Source organism: bacterium (assembly GCA_028821235.1).
Classification (GTDB): domain Bacteria; phylum Actinomycetota; class Acidimicrobiia; order Spongiisociales; family Spongiisociaceae; genus Spongiisocius.
Map to the genome: position 1 here is coordinate 1 of JAPPGV010000136.1, position 17,124 is coordinate 17,124.

13 protein-coding genes are annotated in these 17,124 nt (G+C 67.8%); 1 reads left to right on the forward strand and 12 read right to left on the reverse strand.

Going from position 1 to position 17,124, the window contains the following annotated elements:
* Positions 1–169: 169 nt before the first annotated feature.
* The 5 genes from OXK16_13930 to gcvPA form a co-directional block, all read right to left on the reverse strand.
* Positions 170–1,141 carry a 3-hydroxyacyl-CoA dehydrogenase gene (locus OXK16_13930; protein MDE0377043.1) on the reverse strand — a complete coding sequence of 324 codons (972 nt, stop codon included), beginning with the start codon at positions 1,139–1,141 and terminating at the stop codon, positions 170–172.
* 190 nt (positions 1,142–1,331) lie between these two features.
* A complete protein-coding gene (locus tag OXK16_13935; GenBank protein ID MDE0377044.1) occupies positions 1,332–2,264 on the reverse strand; it encodes a dihydrodipicolinate synthase family protein in 933 nt (310 codons plus the stop codon).
* Positions 2,265–2,394: 130 nt separating this feature from the next.
* Positions 2,395–4,125, reverse strand: coding sequence for an FAD-dependent oxidoreductase (locus OXK16_13940; GenBank protein MDE0377045.1), 1,731 nt, complete (start codon positions 4,123–4,125; stop codon positions 2,395–2,397).
* A 7-nt stretch (positions 4,126–4,132) separates the two neighbouring features.
* The gene (gene gcvPB / locus OXK16_13945) at positions 4,133–5,689 is read right to left on the reverse strand and encodes an aminomethyl-transferring glycine dehydrogenase subunit GcvPB (protein ID MDE0377046.1); all 1,557 of its coding nucleotides are present in this window, start codon (positions 5,687–5,689) and stop codon (positions 4,133–4,135) included.
* Positions 5,686–7,062, reverse strand: coding sequence for an aminomethyl-transferring glycine dehydrogenase subunit GcvPA (gene gcvPA, locus OXK16_13950; protein ID MDE0377047.1), 1,377 nt, complete (start codon positions 7,060–7,062; stop codon positions 5,686–5,688). Before gcvPA ends, gcvPB begins: the two co-directional genes overlap by 4 nt.
* 153 nt (positions 7,063–7,215) lie before the next feature.
* Here gcvPA and OXK16_13955 point away from each other — a divergent pair, with 153 nt between their 5' ends.
* Complete coding sequence (locus OXK16_13955; GenBank protein MDE0377048.1) at positions 7,216–8,331, forward strand: NAD(+)/NADH kinase; 1,116 nt, start codon at positions 7,216–7,218, stop codon at positions 8,329–8,331.
* A 134-nt stretch (positions 8,332–8,465) separates the two neighbouring features.
* Here the strand turns inward: OXK16_13955 and OXK16_13960 are convergent, their stop codons facing one another.
* From OXK16_13960 to OXK16_13990, 7 genes are all read right to left on the reverse strand, one after another.
* Entirely contained in the window at positions 8,466–9,236 is a 771-nt protein-coding gene (locus OXK16_13960) for a glucosamine-6-phosphate deaminase (GenBank protein MDE0377049.1), read from the reverse strand.
* A 115-nt stretch (positions 9,237–9,351) separates the two neighbouring features.
* Positions 9,352–10,146: an ATP-binding cassette domain-containing protein gene (locus OXK16_13965; protein ID MDE0377050.1), complete on the reverse strand. Its 795-nt coding sequence runs from the start codon at positions 10,144–10,146 to the stop codon at positions 9,352–9,354.
* On the reverse strand, positions 10,143–11,348 hold the full coding sequence (locus OXK16_13970) for an alanine racemase (protein MDE0377051.1): 1,206 nt from the start codon (positions 11,346–11,348) through the stop codon (positions 10,143–10,145). The genes OXK16_13965 and OXK16_13970 overlap by 4 nt, the downstream gene beginning before the upstream one ends.
* Positions 11,349–11,354: 6 nt before the next feature.
* A complete protein-coding gene (locus OXK16_13975; protein MDE0377052.1) occupies positions 11,355–12,311 on the reverse strand; it encodes an ABC transporter permease in 957 nt (318 codons plus the stop codon).
* A gap of 79 nt (positions 12,312–12,390) precedes the next feature.
* The gene (locus OXK16_13980; GenBank protein MDE0377053.1) at positions 12,391–14,583 is read right to left on the reverse strand and encodes a substrate-binding domain-containing protein; all 2,193 of its coding nucleotides are present in this window, start codon (positions 14,581–14,583) and stop codon (positions 12,391–12,393) included.
* Positions 14,580–15,866, reverse strand: coding sequence for a M20 family metallopeptidase (locus OXK16_13985; GenBank protein MDE0377054.1), 1,287 nt, complete (start codon positions 15,864–15,866; stop codon positions 14,580–14,582). Before OXK16_13985 ends, OXK16_13980 begins: the two co-directional genes overlap by 4 nt.
* A complete protein-coding gene (locus tag OXK16_13990; protein ID MDE0377055.1) occupies positions 15,863–17,053 on the reverse strand; it encodes an ROK family transcriptional regulator in 1,191 nt (396 codons plus the stop codon). Before OXK16_13990 ends, OXK16_13985 begins: the two co-directional genes overlap by 4 nt.
* Positions 17,054–17,124 lie beyond the last annotated feature (71 nt).

Here is a 17,124-nt window from a genome sequence, read left to right on the forward strand (position 1 = left end):
GGCGACCAGCGAGATCAGCAGGTTGGTGATGGCGTCCATGTCCATGAACGTATCATTCTAATCGCTGCCTTAGAACCCCCTATTCTTCGCGTTCTCACGATCCCATCGGTACGGAAGCGTGGAAGCACCGACCTTGAACCGGTGATGCCCGCCCTTAGGAGGACCACAGTCAATCTGACCGACGGCGCCGATCAGACTCCAGACGCATCAACTCCCGGTCACGCCAGAGCACCTGATCGTCCCGGCGGGACGACGGGAATCTGGACTCCAGGTCCTCGGCCACCCGCTGCACCACGTCGGATGCCCACGGGTCTTCCTGACCGCGCTCCATCCCGATCCGACCGTATACGGGGCCCATGAACCCGGCATGGGCGACGATGCCGCCCCGAATGTTCAACTCGGCGACGGCCAGGGGGCCGATCACCGACCACCGCCGGGCCAATCCCTCGGACACCACCAGGTCGAGATCAGCCGGCGAGACCACTCCGTCCCTGACCAGCAACAGGGCCTCCCGGAGCAGCGCGCCCTGTAGCCGGTTGAAGACCAGACAATCGATCTCGTGGTGGACCGTGACCGGCAGCATCCCGGCGGCAGAGAACAGCTCGCGGGCCGCATCCACCGTCTCCCCGGCGGTGAACGGCGCCGGCGCCAGCTCGACCACCCGGATCAGGTAGGGCGGGTTGCCGGGATGGGCGAGCAGGCACCGAGAGCGTCCGGCAAGCCCGGCGGCTATCCCGGAGATGGTCATGGAGGAGGAGGAACTGGCTAGCGTGGTGGCGTCATCCGCGCCCTCGTCCATCCTCTCGAACAGTTCGAGCTTGAGGGGAAGGGACTCGGGAGCACACTCCTGGACATGGACGGCGCCGTCCATCGCCTCGCTCAGATCGCCGGTGACCGCCAGCCGGGCGACAATCTCGCCGGGCGCCTCGTCCAGAAGACCGAAGCCGTCCAACTCGCCCAGCCGGACCTTCACCTCCTCGACCAGGACCCCGCGACGGCGCCCCTCCGGTTCGAACACCGTGGTGACGTGGCCGGCCCGAGCGAAGACGATCGCCCAGCCGACACCGATCGACCCTCCCCCGACTATGCCTATTCGACCGCGGCCACGGTCATGCCGAGCCGGGGAGTCCGATCCTCCCACTTACTCAAGCGCGAGCGGGGTAGTGGTTAGTGGTCTGTCTGCGAAACAACCGGGTGCTCTGGCGGCCATCGGCGCCCCGTCGCTGCGTTCCGCTTCCTCAACGTACCCTGCGGGTACGCCTTCGTCAGCGGGCCTTGCGAGGAACACCGCTGCCGACGCCATACCACACCGCCATTACACAGACAGACCACTAGAGACCGAACGACTCGGCCAGCGAATCGGCCTCCTCGACCAGCGGCATCAGCCTCGCCATCCGTTCGCGGCCCTCCTCGCCCAACTCGGCGTAGGTGGTCAGCGGCGCTCTCACGTCACCCATCGGGTGACCGACCGCGGCCGCGAGCGCCTTGGAGTAGCACTGGTGGCCATAGGTCGGATGGCCCTCGGCGATCGCGTGCTCGATCCGGTCGATCGGGCGCCAGATGGCCCGGGCGTCGTCGATACGGCCGGCCTCGAGCAGCTCGAAGATACGGCCGGAAGCCCGAGGTAGGTAGTTGCCGAACGGGTTGACGTAGCCGATCGCCCCAAGCAGGTAGGAGTCGACCACCCACTCACCGGCGTATACCTTCATCCGGCCCCCGGAGGCTTCTATCACCTCCGGCACGCGGGAGAGATGCATGCTGGACTCCTTGACGTACTGCACCGACTCCAACTCCAAACACAGCTTGGCCTGGAGCTTGGCCGACATGTCCACATTGGAGGTGACCGGGTTGTTGTAGAGCATGATCGGGATCGAGATGGCCGCGTCGATCGCCTCGTAGTACCTGAAAATCTCGTCGTCGGTGGGCGTGTAGTAGTAGGGCGGGATGATCATCACGCCGTCGGCGCCCAGATCCTCCGCCTGGCGGCTGTGGCGGACCGCATTCGGCGTGTGGGCGTTCATCGTGCCGATGATCACCGGCATGCGCCCATCGATGTGGTTGACGTACGTCTCCACGATCTGGCGGCGCTCCTCGTCGCTCACCGTCAGGAACTCCCCCGTGCTGCCCAGCGCGATGATTCCCGGCACGCCGACCTCCAGCTGCCAGTCCAGGAAGTTCTTCAACGCTCCGAAGTCGATGCCCGAGGCGTCCTCCGTGAAAGGAGTGACCGATACCGTGTAACTGCCCCGAAACTCTTTGGCCATCATTCCTCCAGTCGCCAGTCCTGCCACTCTAGGAGGGTACCGAAGAATCTCCAGGTTGGCCCCATAGCCGGCAACAAATCCCCGGGTCGAGACATGGCGGGCAAGCTAGCCCCGTCTCTCTCAGCACCTCCTAATCGGGCGCTATAGCAGTCCCGGCGACCTCGCCGATGGACACGGGGCGGATCGGGGCCTGGGGGGCGAAGCCGGAGAACTCCCCGAGCGCCAGTCCTGATGCCTCGGCGGCCACGGCGAGCACCGACGGGCTGCAGTAGCGGCCCTGGCACTTGCCCATGCCGGCCCGCGTCAGGCGCTTGGTCGCACCGGCAGACGTGGCGCCGCCGGCCGCTGCTTCTCGTAACTCGCCGAGGGTGACGGATTCGCACCGGCAGACGAGGGTGGTGTCGTGGGCCAACTCGGTTGTCAGTGGCTCCGCCCGATAGAGGCCGCGGAGGTGGTGCTGGAAGCGCCGGTGCCGGAGGAGGGTCTTGCGGACGGGCGACAAGGCTCGGTCCAGGTGGTCGGGCGACACGGCTCCGAGGTCCGCCAGGACATCGCCGCCGGCGATGGCGCCGAGGGCGGTCGCCACGTAGGCGCCGTTGATCCCCCCGGCGTCTCCCACCACCCAGACCGAGTCGAGCGACGTCCGCCCGGTGGCTGTGCGAACCGCAACCAGCGTGCCGGAGCCCGGGTCGTAGCGATGATCGCACCCCAGGGCGCGGGAGATCTCGTTGGCCGGGATGAACCCGTAACCGAGGCAGACCGCGTCGGCGGCGAACTCCCGCTCCGTTCCCGGTACCGGACTGCCGAAAGCGTCCAGGCGGGCCACGACCGCCGCCTCCGCTCGCTCGTCGCCTCGTATCTCCACCACCGAGGCGCGGTCGATGACCGGAACCCGGGCCAGGGTGGTCCGGTAGGAGAACCCCTTGGCGACCAACTCCGGCGCTGCGGCAAGCATCCCGGCGCCGCTGCCGAGGTTGCGCCACCACCGGAGATCCGCCTGCTCGGCCAGCGCCACAACTTCGACCCCGGCTCTGACCAGTTCGGCCGCAACCTGCATGTTGAGCGGGCCGTTGCCGGATAGGACCACCCGCTCCCCCGGGGCGACCTGGCTCGATCTGAGCAGGGTCTGGGCGGCCCCGGTCGTCATCACGCCGGGCAGGGTCCAGCCCGGGATGGGAACGGGTCGCTCGTGGGCACCGGTCGCGAGCACGAGCCGCCGGGGCCGGAACACCCAGTCGCAGTCCTCGCTCCTGGCGGCCAGCGAGTCGGGCGCGAAGGCCCCCCACAGGGTGACATCGTTGAGAAACCGGACCCCGGCTTCGTGCGCCCGAGCGATCAGCTTGCGTCCGGCCCGGTACTGGGAATCGATCCGCGAATCGTCGATGGCCCGCTCCGGCGGAGGTTGCTTGTAGAACTGGCCTCCGAGCTTGGAGCGCTCGTCGATGACCACCACGTCAACCCCGTGCCCGGCGATGACCGAAGCCACCGAGAGACCTCCCGGCCCGCCACCGACCACCAGAACCGTCGGCGAGAGTTCACGCCTCGGTCGGTCGCCCGGGGAGACGTCCGGGGGTCCGGGAGCGGCCGGCTGCAGGCTTACCTCCTGCCCGTCCTCCACGCCGGTCATGCAGGCCAGCGTCCCCGGCCGATCATCGACCACCACCGCGCACTCGTGGCAGGCGCCCATCCCGCAGAAGACACCCCGCCGGCCTCCGTCCACCGCTTCGCGCAGACCCATCTCGCCGTCAGCGACCAGCGCCGACGCCAGCGTATCGCCCACCACCCCCTCCACCGGATGGCCCTCGAAGGTCAGCCGGACCGATTCTGCGGGAGGCTCGACCCCCGGTACGCCGACCCGCACGCTCGGATCAGCCTTCGAGCCCGTTCTTGCGGCGGTACGCTCGCCAGGTGGTGGCCCACCGGTCGGGATCGTCCAGCCCGCTCCCGACCACCCGGTGGATGGGCTGGTTGTGGGGAGCGGTCTTGACCAACTCGGGATCGGTGCGTGCCTCCTCGCAGATGGCCGCTATGACATCGATCCAGTAGTCAAGGTCCTCGACCGACCACATCTCCCCCGCTTCGGGCGTGAACGGCTCCGGGATGAACCAGGGCTCGTGGCTCATCCAGAAGGCATCCACGCCGTAGTCGACCATCCGGTTGGCGACGTCGACGGTGGTGACCCCGGTCTCCTCCGTGAGCTCGCCCAGGCTGTAGCGGGTCATCTCCATCCGGTACTCGTCCAGATGGGGTAGGCCCTTGGACACACCGGGGATCCGGAGTAGGCGGGTCTCCATGTAGTTGTTGGCCAGCAGCGACAGGTCGGCCGCCTCCTTGACCCCCGCCGCGCCCAGCGCCCGGAGCCACGAGTAGGCCTTGATGATGACCGGGATGTTGCCCAGGTACTCGCGCACCTGCGTGCTGCCGGCGTGCTCGGGCACCCTGATGGCGAACGCTCCGTCGTCTCCCTTGACCACCACCGGCGCGGTCAGGTACGGGGCCAGCTCTTCCGAGCACCCGTAGGCGCCCACCGCCGGTCCGCCGCCCGCCTTGGGAGCGCCGAAGGTCTTGTGAAGCATCATCATGCAGGCATCGAAGCCCAGATCCCGGGCCCGGATCCGGCCCATCACGCCGTTGAAGTTGGCGGTGTCGTAGAAGCAGAGCCCGCCCACGGAGTGGACGATGTCCACCCACTCCTTGATGTGGGGGTTGTAGATGCCGATGTCGTCCGGGTTGTTGACCATCAGGGCCGCTGTACGCTCGGATGCCGCCGCCCGGAGCGCTTCCACCGACGCGTAGCCCTTCTCCTCGAGGGGAAGGTTGATCACGTCGAATCCGGCCGCCGCGGCGGTGGCGGGATTGCATGGATGGGCCTGGACGGTGGTGATGATCTCCCGCCGTTGGGCCAGATCTCCGCGGGCCTCGTGGTAGGCCCTGGTCACCGTGGCGTGGAGGAAGGCGGCGTCGGCGCCTCCTCCCGGCTGGAACACGAACTGGTCCATGCCGGTCAGATCCCGAAGCATCCGGTCGAGCCCATGGATGACCTCTAGCGTGCCCTGGAGGGTCTCGACGTCCTGATCGGGATGGGTCTCGGCCACGAAAGGCTGCCGGGTGAGCGCCTCGGTAACGCGCGGGTTGTACTTCATGGTGCAGGTGCCGAACAGGCTGATTCCCATCATCCCCAGCACCTCCTGGCTGAGATGCAGGTAGTGGCGCAGCACCTCGGGCTCCGAGAGCTCGGGTAGGTCGGCCGGGCGGCCCCGGCGCAGGGACTCGGGGATCAGGTCGGAGGTGTCACCCACCACCCCGTCGAGATCGGGTTCGTCCACGGGGAAGAGCTGCCCCCTGCGGCCCGGGGCGCCCATCTCCATCACCAGAGGCTCGTCCCAGACCGCGGCGTGGTACTTCCTCAATCCGTTGGTGGTCATCGGGTCACCTCCTCCAGCGCAGCGGTCAGGCGGTCAATGTCGGCCCGGCTATGCACCTCGGTCACGCAGTAGAGAGCGCTCTGGCCCAGATCGGGGAAGTCGCTGCTCAGGTCGCGGCCGCCGAAGATGCCGTGGTCCCTGAGGCGCCGGTTGATCTCGGCCACCGGGATGCCCGTGCCGTCGAAACCGACCACGAACTCCTTGAAGAAGCCGGTCGGCCATGGCAACGACACCCCCGGCACGGCTGCCAGTCGCCTGGCCGCGTAGTGGCTCCTCCGGAGGATCGCTCCGCCCAACTCCTCGAAGCCGGCCGGTCCCAGTACCGACATGTAGGCGGCGTTGGCGATCGCCCACAGATAGACCGAGTTCCCGGTCCAGTCCTTGCCGTCCTCCCGGGAGCCGTATGAACTCTGCTGGAAGAGAGCGAGTCCGAACGCCCGCTCCCCCTCGTGGGTGGTGTCGGTGAGGCTGACCTGAAGAGTGGGGTACTCCCGGGCGTAGCGTTCCTCGTCCCGGGTGGCGATGAAGCCCCCGACCCCGCCGCCGCCGTTCATGTGGATGCCGAGCGGCTGGGTGGTCCCGACCGCGATGTCGGCGCCGTAGTCGGAGGGCGGGACGATCACGCCGAGCGAGGTCGGATCGACGCCGACGATGGTCTCGGCCCCCGCGGCTCTGGCCATACGCGCGATCTCGGCGGCCCGATCCTCGATCACACCGAGGTAGGCGGGGTTCTCGAAGTAGACCGCGGCAACTCCGTCGTCAAGACGGCTGTCGAGGTCGGCCAGGTCGAGGCGTCCGGTGGCCGGGTCGTAACCCACATGGGCGATCTCGATGTGGCCCTCCTGCTCCGGGAACCCGGCGTACGTGCGGGCCACGTCCAGACGCTGCGGATCCATGAGGGCCGGAACCAGGACCCGGCCGCGTCCCGTCATCCGGGTCGCCATCCGCATCGAGTGGCCCACGGCGGCGCCCCAGCTGTATACGGGCAGGCCCACGAATTCCATCCCCACCAACTCCCCCAACTGGCTGGCGAACTCGAACCAGGCCTGATTGCGGCCCAAGTCGGATGAACCTGTACCCCACACCGAGGTCAGGAACTCGCTGCGGGTCCATATCTCATCACAAATGGCCGGCACGTGGTGCTGCCAGGTGCCGCCTCCCAGGAAGCTGAGGTTGTCCTCGCAGTGCTCGTTCTTCCCGAGCACCCCGGTCATATGTCGCTTCAGCTCCACCTCCGAGACGAGGGGCTCTGGCAGTTCGAACCGCCGGGTGGTCACATGTTCGTCGGGTATCTGCTCGAACAGTTCATCGACGGTGGCCGCGCCGATCGCGTTGAGCATGTGCTTCTTGGTCTCCTCCGTAGAGTTGGCCATGTAGGGGTGGGCTCTGTTCACTCCATCACACCTTCGGTCTCGCGCTGATCTTGCTGACCCCTAACTCTACCGATGGAGCCTGCGCCGCGGACCAGGTGGTGGACCGCACGCAATCTCGCACCTTCCACCGGCGGACCACTAGCTTGGTGCGTCATGGAGCAAGCTGGGCCCATCCGGTTGGGCTTGATCGTCAACCCGATCGCGGGAATGGGGGGATCGGTGGGCCTCCACGGCACCGACGGTGACACCTACCGGCAGGCCGCCGCCCTCGGAGCGGTCCCCATCGCCCACCGGCGGGCGGGCCGGGCCGTCAGGTTGCTGGCGGACGCCCTACCAGACCTGCCGATTCTCGCCGGCGGCTGTGACATGGGAGAGACCGTCGCTCGAGAGGCCGGGTTCCTACCGGAGGTGGTGCCGGTGCGGTCGGGCCCGACCACCTCGTCCGACACTCGCCGGGTAGCCGCCCGGATGTTGGAGGGGGGCGTCGGCTTGATCGCCTTCGCCGGAGGGGACGGGACCGCCCGCGACATCGTGGCGGTGGTCGGTACCGAGGTTCCAGTGGTGGGCATCCCCACCGGTGTCAAGATGCATTCCGCCGTGTTCGGGAACACGCCGGAGGCGGCCGGCGCCATGGCGGCCCGCTACCTGGCGACGCCTGACAAGGTCCCTCTGACCAGGCGAGAGGTGTTGGACGCCGGGGACGACCCGGGCCACGTAGCCGGCTTCTCGGTAGCATCCGTCCCCTTCGTCCGTGACCTTCTCCAGCCGGGCAAGGCCACCACGGCGCTCGGGGACGACGCCAGCCTGGACCGCCTGTGCAAGAAGCTCGCCGACGAAATGGCGCCCGATCATCTCTACGTGCTCGGACCCGGCACCACGGTGGCCCGGATCCTCGACCACCTGGACCTGGAGGGGACCCTGGCCGGAGTGGACGTGGTTCGCGACCGCCGGATGGTCGCCGCCAACGTCACAGCCTCCGAACTGGTCGCCCTTCTGTCGCCAGGCGTTCCGGCCACGATCTACCTAGGGGTGATAGGCGGCCAGGGTTTCCTGCTCGGCAGAGGCAACCAGCAGATCAGCCCTGAGGTGGTCAGCCGGGTCGGGGAGGACAACGTAACGATCCTGGCAGGCGAGGAGAAGGTAAGCCTCCTGGACCCGCCCGTCCTCCGGGTGGACACCGGCGTGGAAGCGGCCCGGCCGGTCATGCTGGGATATCGCAGGGTCCACACCGCCCCCGGTCGCAGCACGGTCATGAAAGTGGTCACCTAGGAGGGTACTGAAGAATGTCGAGTTGGCCCGTTATCCGGCGATGAGACCCCCGGTCAACGCATCGTGGGCCAAGCTATCCCCGTCTTTTTCAGCACCCTCCTGAACCGCCGACGACAGGACCGGTCCGAGCCCTCCTACGGCTGCTGTCTGGTCGGGCTACGCATCGGTGCGCCGGCACAGTTCACAACCGCGTCTGCTGCTTGAGAGTCGAGGACGAGGGTGACGCGGGGGTGAGTCCGGAGGATCGAGGCCGGCACGGATTCTGTCACCGGGCCGCGCAGGGCCTTCAGCACCGGAGCGGCCTTGGCCGCGCCGGATGCCATGACCATCAGATGGCCGGCCTCCATGATCGTGCCGAGACCCTGCGTCACCGCGCGGCGCGGTACCTCATCCGGGGTGTCGAAGAACCGGGCGTTGTCAGCCCGGGTAGTCGCGGTGAGGCTCACGACCCTGGTGCGGGAGTCGAAGGCCGAGCCGGGCTCGTTGAAGGCGAGATGGCCGTTGCGCCCGATCCCGAGGATCTGGAGCCCGATCCGTGCCCGGCTGATCATGCGGTCGTAGCGGGCGCACTCCTCCTCCAATTCGGCCGAGCAGACGTCGGGCGAGAACAGGTGGGCGGGTCGGAGGCCGACCTGTCCGGTCAACTCGCTGCGGACGACGTTGCGGTACAGCTGCGGATGGTCGGGATCGAGCCCCACGTACTCGTCGAGCAGGAAGGCTCGGGCCGCGGCAAACGAGAACGCCTCCTCGCGGTAACGGCGGACCAGTTCCCGGTAGAGGGGCTGCACGGACGCGCCGGTAGCCAGGCCGAGCACCGGCGAGTGAGTGGAAGCGAGGAACGCCTGGACGATATCCGCCGCGCGGCCGGCCATTACATCGCTGTCCGAGGCGACGATGACCTCCACTTGCAGCGCAGTCCTTCGCAGCCGGACTACTCGACCCGGGGGGTGCGCCCGTCCGGTGTGGGAGGGTGCTCTGCGGACGGGCTCCCGGACCGGGCGGACCGACCTGCGCCGGCCTTCACGGGCTCGAACCTACCCGAGGCTCTCCTGCCGGGGACTCGGTGGCCCGCGCGCCGGTGATGAAAGCCACCAGGTCGTCCTGCGTCGCCTGGCTGACGTCGACCTCCGCCGTTTTGCGGCCCTGTCGTAGCACCACGGCCGTGTCGCACACCGCCGTGACCCGGTCCATGTTGTGTGTTATGAGCAGCACCGCCACGTTCGCGTCCCGCAGCGTCCGGATCAGGTCCAGCACCCGGCGGGCCTGCTCGACGCCCAACGCCGCGGCGGGCTCGTCCAGGAGCACGATCCGCTGACCCCAGGCCACCGCCCTGCCGATGGCGATGGCCTGACGCTGACCGCCTGACAGCAGGCCGACCGGCTTGCGCAGCGACGGGAGCGCGATGCCGAGACGGGCCAGGGTCTCGCCGCACTCCTCTTGCATGCGCCGCTTGTTCAGCAACCCCAACCGAGACCCGAACCGCCCGCCGCGCGTGTACTCCCGGTTCAGGAAAAGGTTCTCGGCCACGTTCAGCGTGTCGATGAGCGACAGATCCTGGTGGACGGACTCGACGCCCAGCGAGCGGGCCACATCCGGAGAGGAGATCCGATGCTCGGCCCCGTCGATGCGTATGCTGCCCGAGTCCGGCTGGTATATCCCGGCCAGGCACTTCACGAGCGTCGACTTACCGGCCCCGTTGTCACCCAGCAGCGCCGTCACCCGTCCACTGTGAAGATCGAGAGAAACGCCATCCAGTGCCTGCACGGCCCGGAACGCCTTCGACAGGTTCCGTACCTCGAGGGCGGGAGAGGTCATCCCTGCCGCTCCGGTATCGGGTCGCCCAGGGTGTTCCAGACGCCGGACACCACCGGGGTGGCCGTCCGGGCGCCCGTCAATCCCACCACGCAGGCCCGAGTCACGAAGGCCTGAACACGGAAGCCGCAGATCACCGTGTCCCCCTCCTCGACGGTGCGGGATGCCGGTGGATGGAGCCTCGCGTAGTAATCGATGCCGGCCGGGTCGGGCATGTCGAGAGGCACCGGCTCGGTGGACGCGTCCTCGGGGGCGGCCGCCACGAGTGCCCGTGCGCCGTACGGGTCGAAGACCGGGTCGACGTAGAAGCCGCCGCCGAAGCACAGCGGAACGCCCTGGTGCAGGTGGGCGACCTCGGTGAGGTAGAGGGCGGCGGGCTGTTCGGGTAGCTCCTCCACCGCGTGCAGCGGCGTCGAACCGGTCAGGCCGTGGCCGGGTTCCACCTGAGTAGCCCCGATGTCCGCCAGCAGATCGAGGACCGCAGTGGACGTAGTGCCGGGAGCGTTGACCTCGATGCGGGCCCCGTCCCCGAGCGTGCGGGCGGCCACCTCCACTCCCCGGGCGAGGGTCTCTACGTTGGGAGTGGCGGCCACTTTCCTGGTCTCCTTGTCGTAGAGAAGCGCGGGGAAGGTGGTGATACCGGCGAACCGCAGCCCGTCGGTGCGGTTCACGAAGGCGATGGCGGCCGGTAACTCGTCGATGTGGAACCCCCCTTCGTGCCCGGGGTAGAAGGTGTCACCCTCGTTCCAGATCCGGAGAAGCACATCCTGGGTCCGTCCGAGCCTCGCCACCGCGCGGGAGGCCTCCGACGCCTTGGTGCGGGAGAAGATGGTCCAGTACTCGGGGGCCATGCCGGCCGCCTCACCGGTCTCCCCCCGCGCGATCTGGACGAGATGCCCCAGATTGCCCAGCCTGTGCCCGCCGGCCACGATGGGCCGGGCACAGGCCATGTCGACCGCCACGTAACCGTCGGCGCCGCCCCGGGTTATCGCATCCAACGCACCCCCGGCACGGCCCAACTGCTTGCTCATCGCATAGACGGTGAGGCCCCGGCGGTGGGCCTGGACCGAGAAGTAGCGGGTGTTGGCCTCGATCGTGTCGAGATCCAGGACGTAGCTGTTGGCGGGGATGCTCCCCTCCTGGTGGAGCCGGATGGCCGCCTCTACGAAGGGCCGGTTACGCGTCAGAAGTGTCCTCAGGAACATCGTCACTCAACTTTCTTGCGGTGCTCGCATGCTGAGCGCCACGGCGAGGATGATGATGACGCCGCGGGCGATCAGCTGGTCCGCCACCTCCAGCCCCATCAGGATCAGCCCGTTGTTGAGCATCGCCATGATGACCGCCCCGGTCACCGCCCCCGCGATCGAGGCGCGCCCCCCGAACAGGCTGGTGCCACCTATGACGACCGCCGCGATCACGGTCAGCAGGTCGTTCTCGCCCAGGTCGTGGCGGCCGATGGCCAGCCGTCCTGCCAGCAACACCCCCGCGAAGGCGGCGGCGGTGGCGCTCGCCACCAGCGCGCTGACCCTGATGCGGTCCGTGTTGAGCCCGGATGCGTTAGCCGACTCCCGGTTCGCCCCCGTGGCCAGGACGTGGCGGCCCCAGCGCAGGTGGTGTAGCGCGAAGTGGCCCAGCGCGAACACGATGATCGTCCAGACGACCAGGGACGAGACCGGGCCCAACGAGCCGGCGCCGAACAGAGCCGAGAAGGTGTCGTCCCGGATCGGCATCGACTGGAGGTTGTTCACGTTGCGGGCGATGCCGCTGATGATGCCCAGCGTGCCCAGGGTGACCAGGAAGGAGGGAATCCGGACCTTGACGGTGATCAGACCGTTGAACAGGCCGACTACGACCCCGGTGGCCACCGCCGCGGCGGCACCCGCCAGGAACCCGTGATCGCCCACCACCACCGCCGCCACCAGGGAGGAGAGCGCCACCGTGGACCCCACCGACAGGTCGATCTCCGCGGACGCCAGGGCGAAGGCCATCCCCACCGCCATCACCGCGATGGGCGCAGCCTGGCGGCCGATGTTCAGCAGGTTGGAAGTGCTGAGAAACCCGTCGTCCCACAGGAACAGGGCGAAGACGGCGAGGATCGAGACGAAGGCCAGGTAAACGACGTACTGTCGAAACCCGCCATCGTCGCCTTGGCGTGCCCGCAACCGCATCGACCTGGCTACGGCTCGAAGCGGCTTACGGACCGCCTTCACTTCCGGCAGTTCCTTCGGACACTCGGACGTCTACAGCCTATCCGCCGAGGGCTTGCATGACTTCGGTTGGTGGGTCGGTTGCCAGAGATTGGCGGTAGGCGTCGACGATGTTGTCAGCGGTGACCTTGATGGCGGGAACGACCACGAAGGGAGGCGCCGGCTTGCCGACCAGGCCGTAGGCGCCCTCGAGAGCCATCGTCCGGCCCAGCGCATAAGCCTCGTCAGCGGCGATCCCCACGATGTTGCCACCCTCCACCAGATCCAACGACACGTTCGTGTCCAAGTCGAGCGTCACCACCGCCACATCGGAAGCGCCCGCCGCCCGCAAAGCCGCCAACACACCATCGGCCGGCCCAGCCGACCACGGCGCGTAGATGCCGTTGAGGTCAGGATTGCGGGTCAACAACGACGCCGCGATCTCCTCAGCAGCCGCCGGGTCCGCCAAACCCTGGGAATCGACGATCTCGATGCCCGGATAAGCAGCCTCGATCCAGGCCTTGAACGCCTGATCCCGCTGATTCGTCACGTAATAGGCAGCATCATGGAAGATGAACCCCACCTTTCCCTGACCCCCCAACGCGTCAGCCAGCAGATCGGCCGCAGCGATACCCATCGCCGCCAGGTCATCGGTCACCACCCCGACATAGTCGGTCCCATGCACGTATCCCTCGGGCACGTTGCTCAAGAACACCAGCTGCACGCCCGCGTCCACAGCCGGGCGGAACGCCTCCGCGCCCGACACCGGATCCAGAACCAAGCTGATAATGATGTCAGGGTTCTGAGCCATCACCGTCTCCACGTCGTTGGCCTGCTGCGCCGCGTCGAACTGCGCGTTGGTCTCAGCAATGACCTCGATACCCAACTCGGCGAACGCGTCCCGAGCTCCCTGGCTCACCGCATCAGTGAACGCACCCGCGGTATGCCACAACAACGCAGCCGTGTAACCACCCGCCTTCACCTCAGCGATCTCATCCGCCGAAAGCGCAATCTCACCCGACGGCGTAGCCGACTCACCCCCCGGCCCCCGAGTCACAGGCGCCACCGGCGCAGCAGGCGCCTCGCCGAGGGCTTGCATGACTTCGGTTGGTGGGTCGGTTGCCAGAGATTGGCGGTAGGCGTCGACGATGTTGTCAGCGGTGACCTTGATGGCGGGAACGACCACGAAGGGAGGCGCCGGCTTGCCGACCAGGCCGTAGGCGCCCTCGAGAGCCATCGTCCGGCCCAGCGCATAAGCCTCGTCAGCGGCGATCCCCACGATGTTGCCACCCTCCACCAGATCCAACGACACGTTCGTGTCCAAGTCGAGCGTCACCACCGCCACATCGGAAGCGCCCGCCGCCCGCAAAGCCGCCAACACACCATCGGCCGGCCCAGCCGACCACGGCGCGTAGATGCCGTTGAGGTCAGGATTGCGGGTCAACAACGACGCCGCGATCTCCTCAGCAGCCGCCGGGTCCGCCAAACCCTGGGAATCGACGATCTCGATGCCCGGATAAGCAGCCTCGATCCAGGCCTTGAACGCCTGATCCCGCTGATTCGTCACGTAATAGGCAGCATCATGGAAGATGAACCCCACCTTTCCCTGACCCCCCAACGCGTCAGCCAGCAGATCGGCCGCAGCGATACCCATCGCCGCCAGGTCATCGGTCACCACCCCGACATAGTCGGTCCCATGCACGTATCCCTCGGGCACGTTGCTCAAGAACACCAGCTGCACGCCCGCGTCCACAGCCGGGCGGAACGCCTCCGCGCCCGACACCGGATCCAGAACCAAGCTGATAATGATGTCAGGGTTCTGAGCCATCACCGTCTCCACGTCGTTGGCCTGCTGCGCCGCGTCGAACTGCGCGTTGGTCTCAGCAATGACCTCGATACCCAACTCGGCGAACGCGTCCCGAGCTCCCTGGCTCACCGCATCAGTGAACGCACCCGCGGTATGCCACAACAACGCAGCCGTGTAACCACCCGCCTTCACCTCAGCGATCTCATCCGCCGAAAGCGCAATCTCACCCGACGGCGTAGCCGACTCACCCCCCGGCCCCCGAGTCACAGGCGCCACCGGCGCAGCAGGCGCCGCGGTGGTGCCGGGGGTCTGGGTGGTGGTCGCTGCCCTGGTGGTCGTCGTCTCCTCGGCTACGTCATCACCGCCGCAGGCCGCAGCCAGCAGGCCGAGCACCGCCATCGTGGCAATGAACATCCGCCGCCTCGATGTCCTTGTTCTTGTCTTCATTGTTCCTCCTCCGGCCGACCTCTCCCTGGCGCCTCCACTCCGCACCACGACGCCACGAAGTGCGCGAGGGTGCGGGTAGCGGAGATCAACTCCTGGATCGGGAGCCGTTCGAATGGGGTGTGACAGGTAGCTATGTCTCCGGGAGCGAAGTACACGCCGGGGATCCCGGCCGCCCGGAGCAGTGGCTTCTCGGACCAGTAGGGGGCGCCCTCGATCCGGGCGCGTCCTCCGGTCGTGTGTTCGATCGAGTCCATCAACGAGCGGACGCCCGGATGATCCGCCGGGACCTCGTCGGGTGTTCCGCCCACCGGGTGATCGCGGGAGGCGGAGAAGACCACCTCGGCCGATACGCCGTGGCGGTCCGCCACCTGCGCGGCTATGTCCCGCAATGCGTCGGCCTGGCGGTCGAGGTCGTCACCGGGAAGTAGTTTCTGGATGAGCGACAGCCGGAAATCCCCCGGAACAGCGATGTTGCCCCCGGATTCGACGTGGGTGACCAGCAGGAAGCGCTCACCGAGCAGGTCATGGGCCTCCCCGACCCGCAGGGTCTCGTCCCGGTCCCATAGCTCGCTCAGCAGCGCGTGGCCGGCCCGCAGCGCATCCACTCCGAGTTCGGGGGATCCGAAGTAGGCCGAGCGGCCGGTCAGGGTCACGTCGGCGATCAGGAAACCCATCTGTGCGGTGTAGATCGCCCCCGTGGTCGGCTCGGTGTAGATGGCGAAGTCAGGTGCCTCACCGGGACCGTCGAAGAGGTGCGACACGGCTGCCCGCATTCCCACGGAGAGCCCGGTGCCGGGCTGACCGGATTCCTCATCACACACAAGCAGTCCGGTGAGGCTGCCGGACAGGCGGTATCCGGCCCGGTTTACTGCTCTAACCGCCTCGATGATCGAGCAGACTCCCGCCTTCTGGTCGGTGACGCCTCGGGCCCATATCTCGCCGTCGACAATGCGTCCGGTGAACGGGTCGGAACGGTCGGTCCCGCCCCACTCCCGCACCCAGTCGTCCGCGTGCACCGTGTCGAGATGCCCGGCCAGTACCAGGGAACGTCCTCGTGCCCGGCCGGTCTCCGCGTAGACGTTGGGCCGTCCCGGTTCTGCCTCTACAAGACGCACCCGGTCCCAGGACCCCTCCTCCATCCGGCTCCCGACCCATTCGGCGAAGGCCTGCTCGTGCGGAGTGACGCTGGGGATCCCTACGGCCTCCAGAACCAGTCCGACCAGTTCCTCCTCGTTGACCGCGGCTGCGATCTCGTCGGCCGATGACCTCAGGTTCGCCTTCATCGGCCCAACCGGCCCCGTACGAACGTGGTCCTCACCGAGGCCCGAGCGGTTGAGATCGCTCCCATGAAGGCAGCCCGGCTCCCCAGTGCCGAAGCGACCAGTTCGGGCGTCTCGTCCAGGTAACCGCCCAGTCTGGAGCGCACGGCATCGACGAATATGGGATTGGATCCCACCCCTCCCCCGAAGACGATCCGGGCCGGATCGCTGAACCAGCAAAGCCAGGCCACCGCCGATGCCATCGCCTCGGCGGCGATGCCGAGGGCCTCGGACGCGGCTTCGTCATCCGATGACGCCGCGAGGAGGATCTCCGAGACCTCGGCATCGCGCTCGAGGCGGGAGGTAAGGCCGGTGTCTATTGCATGGCGGAACCGCCTACGGATAGCCGGAGCGGAGGCCAGATCCTCCAGCGTCAGGCGTCCCGCCCGGTTGTCGGTCACGCCCGAGATGTCGATCGACCCGAGCTCTCCGGCGGCGCCGTGTCCTCCCCGGTACAGCCTCCCGTCCATCACCAGACCGGCGCCTATTCCGGTGCCGACCGAGATGGCGACGAAGTCGAGCCCACCACGGTCGTCCATCGCCTCAGCCTCAGCCACCGCCGCCAGGTTCACGTCGTTCTCGATCGTTACCGGCACGCCGAGCCGCTCGGAGAGTTCCGCACGGATCGGGAGATCGGAGAATCCTGCGAGGTTGGGGGACATCTCCACCCTGTCCGGCCGCGGCCGGTACACGCCGGGCACGCCTACACACCCGGACTCCAGGAGGTGGCCCTTGCCGAGGCTCGCGAGCAGCCGGGTCGTAGACCCCACGACCGTGTCCACCGCTGCCCGGGCATTGGAGGCGGTCTCGATACGGTCCTCCGCCAGTACCCGCCCGAGGAGGTCGGCGACACCCACGATCACCTTGGTGGCCCCCATGTCCACTCCCACCACCACCGCGGCGTCCGGAACCAGCGCGTAGGGCGCGGCCGGGCGCCCGATCCGGCCTTGCGACGCTTCGGGAGGGATGAGGCTCACCACGCCGGCGTCCTCGAGGTCGGACACCAGGGCGGACACGGTCGGCTTCGACAAGCCGGTCCGGCGGGCAAGGGTGGCGCGAGAGATCGGGAACGGCGCAGCCTCCATGAACTCGTCGAAGACCGCCTGACCGTTGCGGAGGCGAAGTGCCCAGGAGCCGGATCCGTCTATCACGTCTCGCGCTCCTCGAGGTGTCGGAAGTGGGCGTCGCGCCGCGCCGGTGACCGCCTGTCCCGGAAACCCGA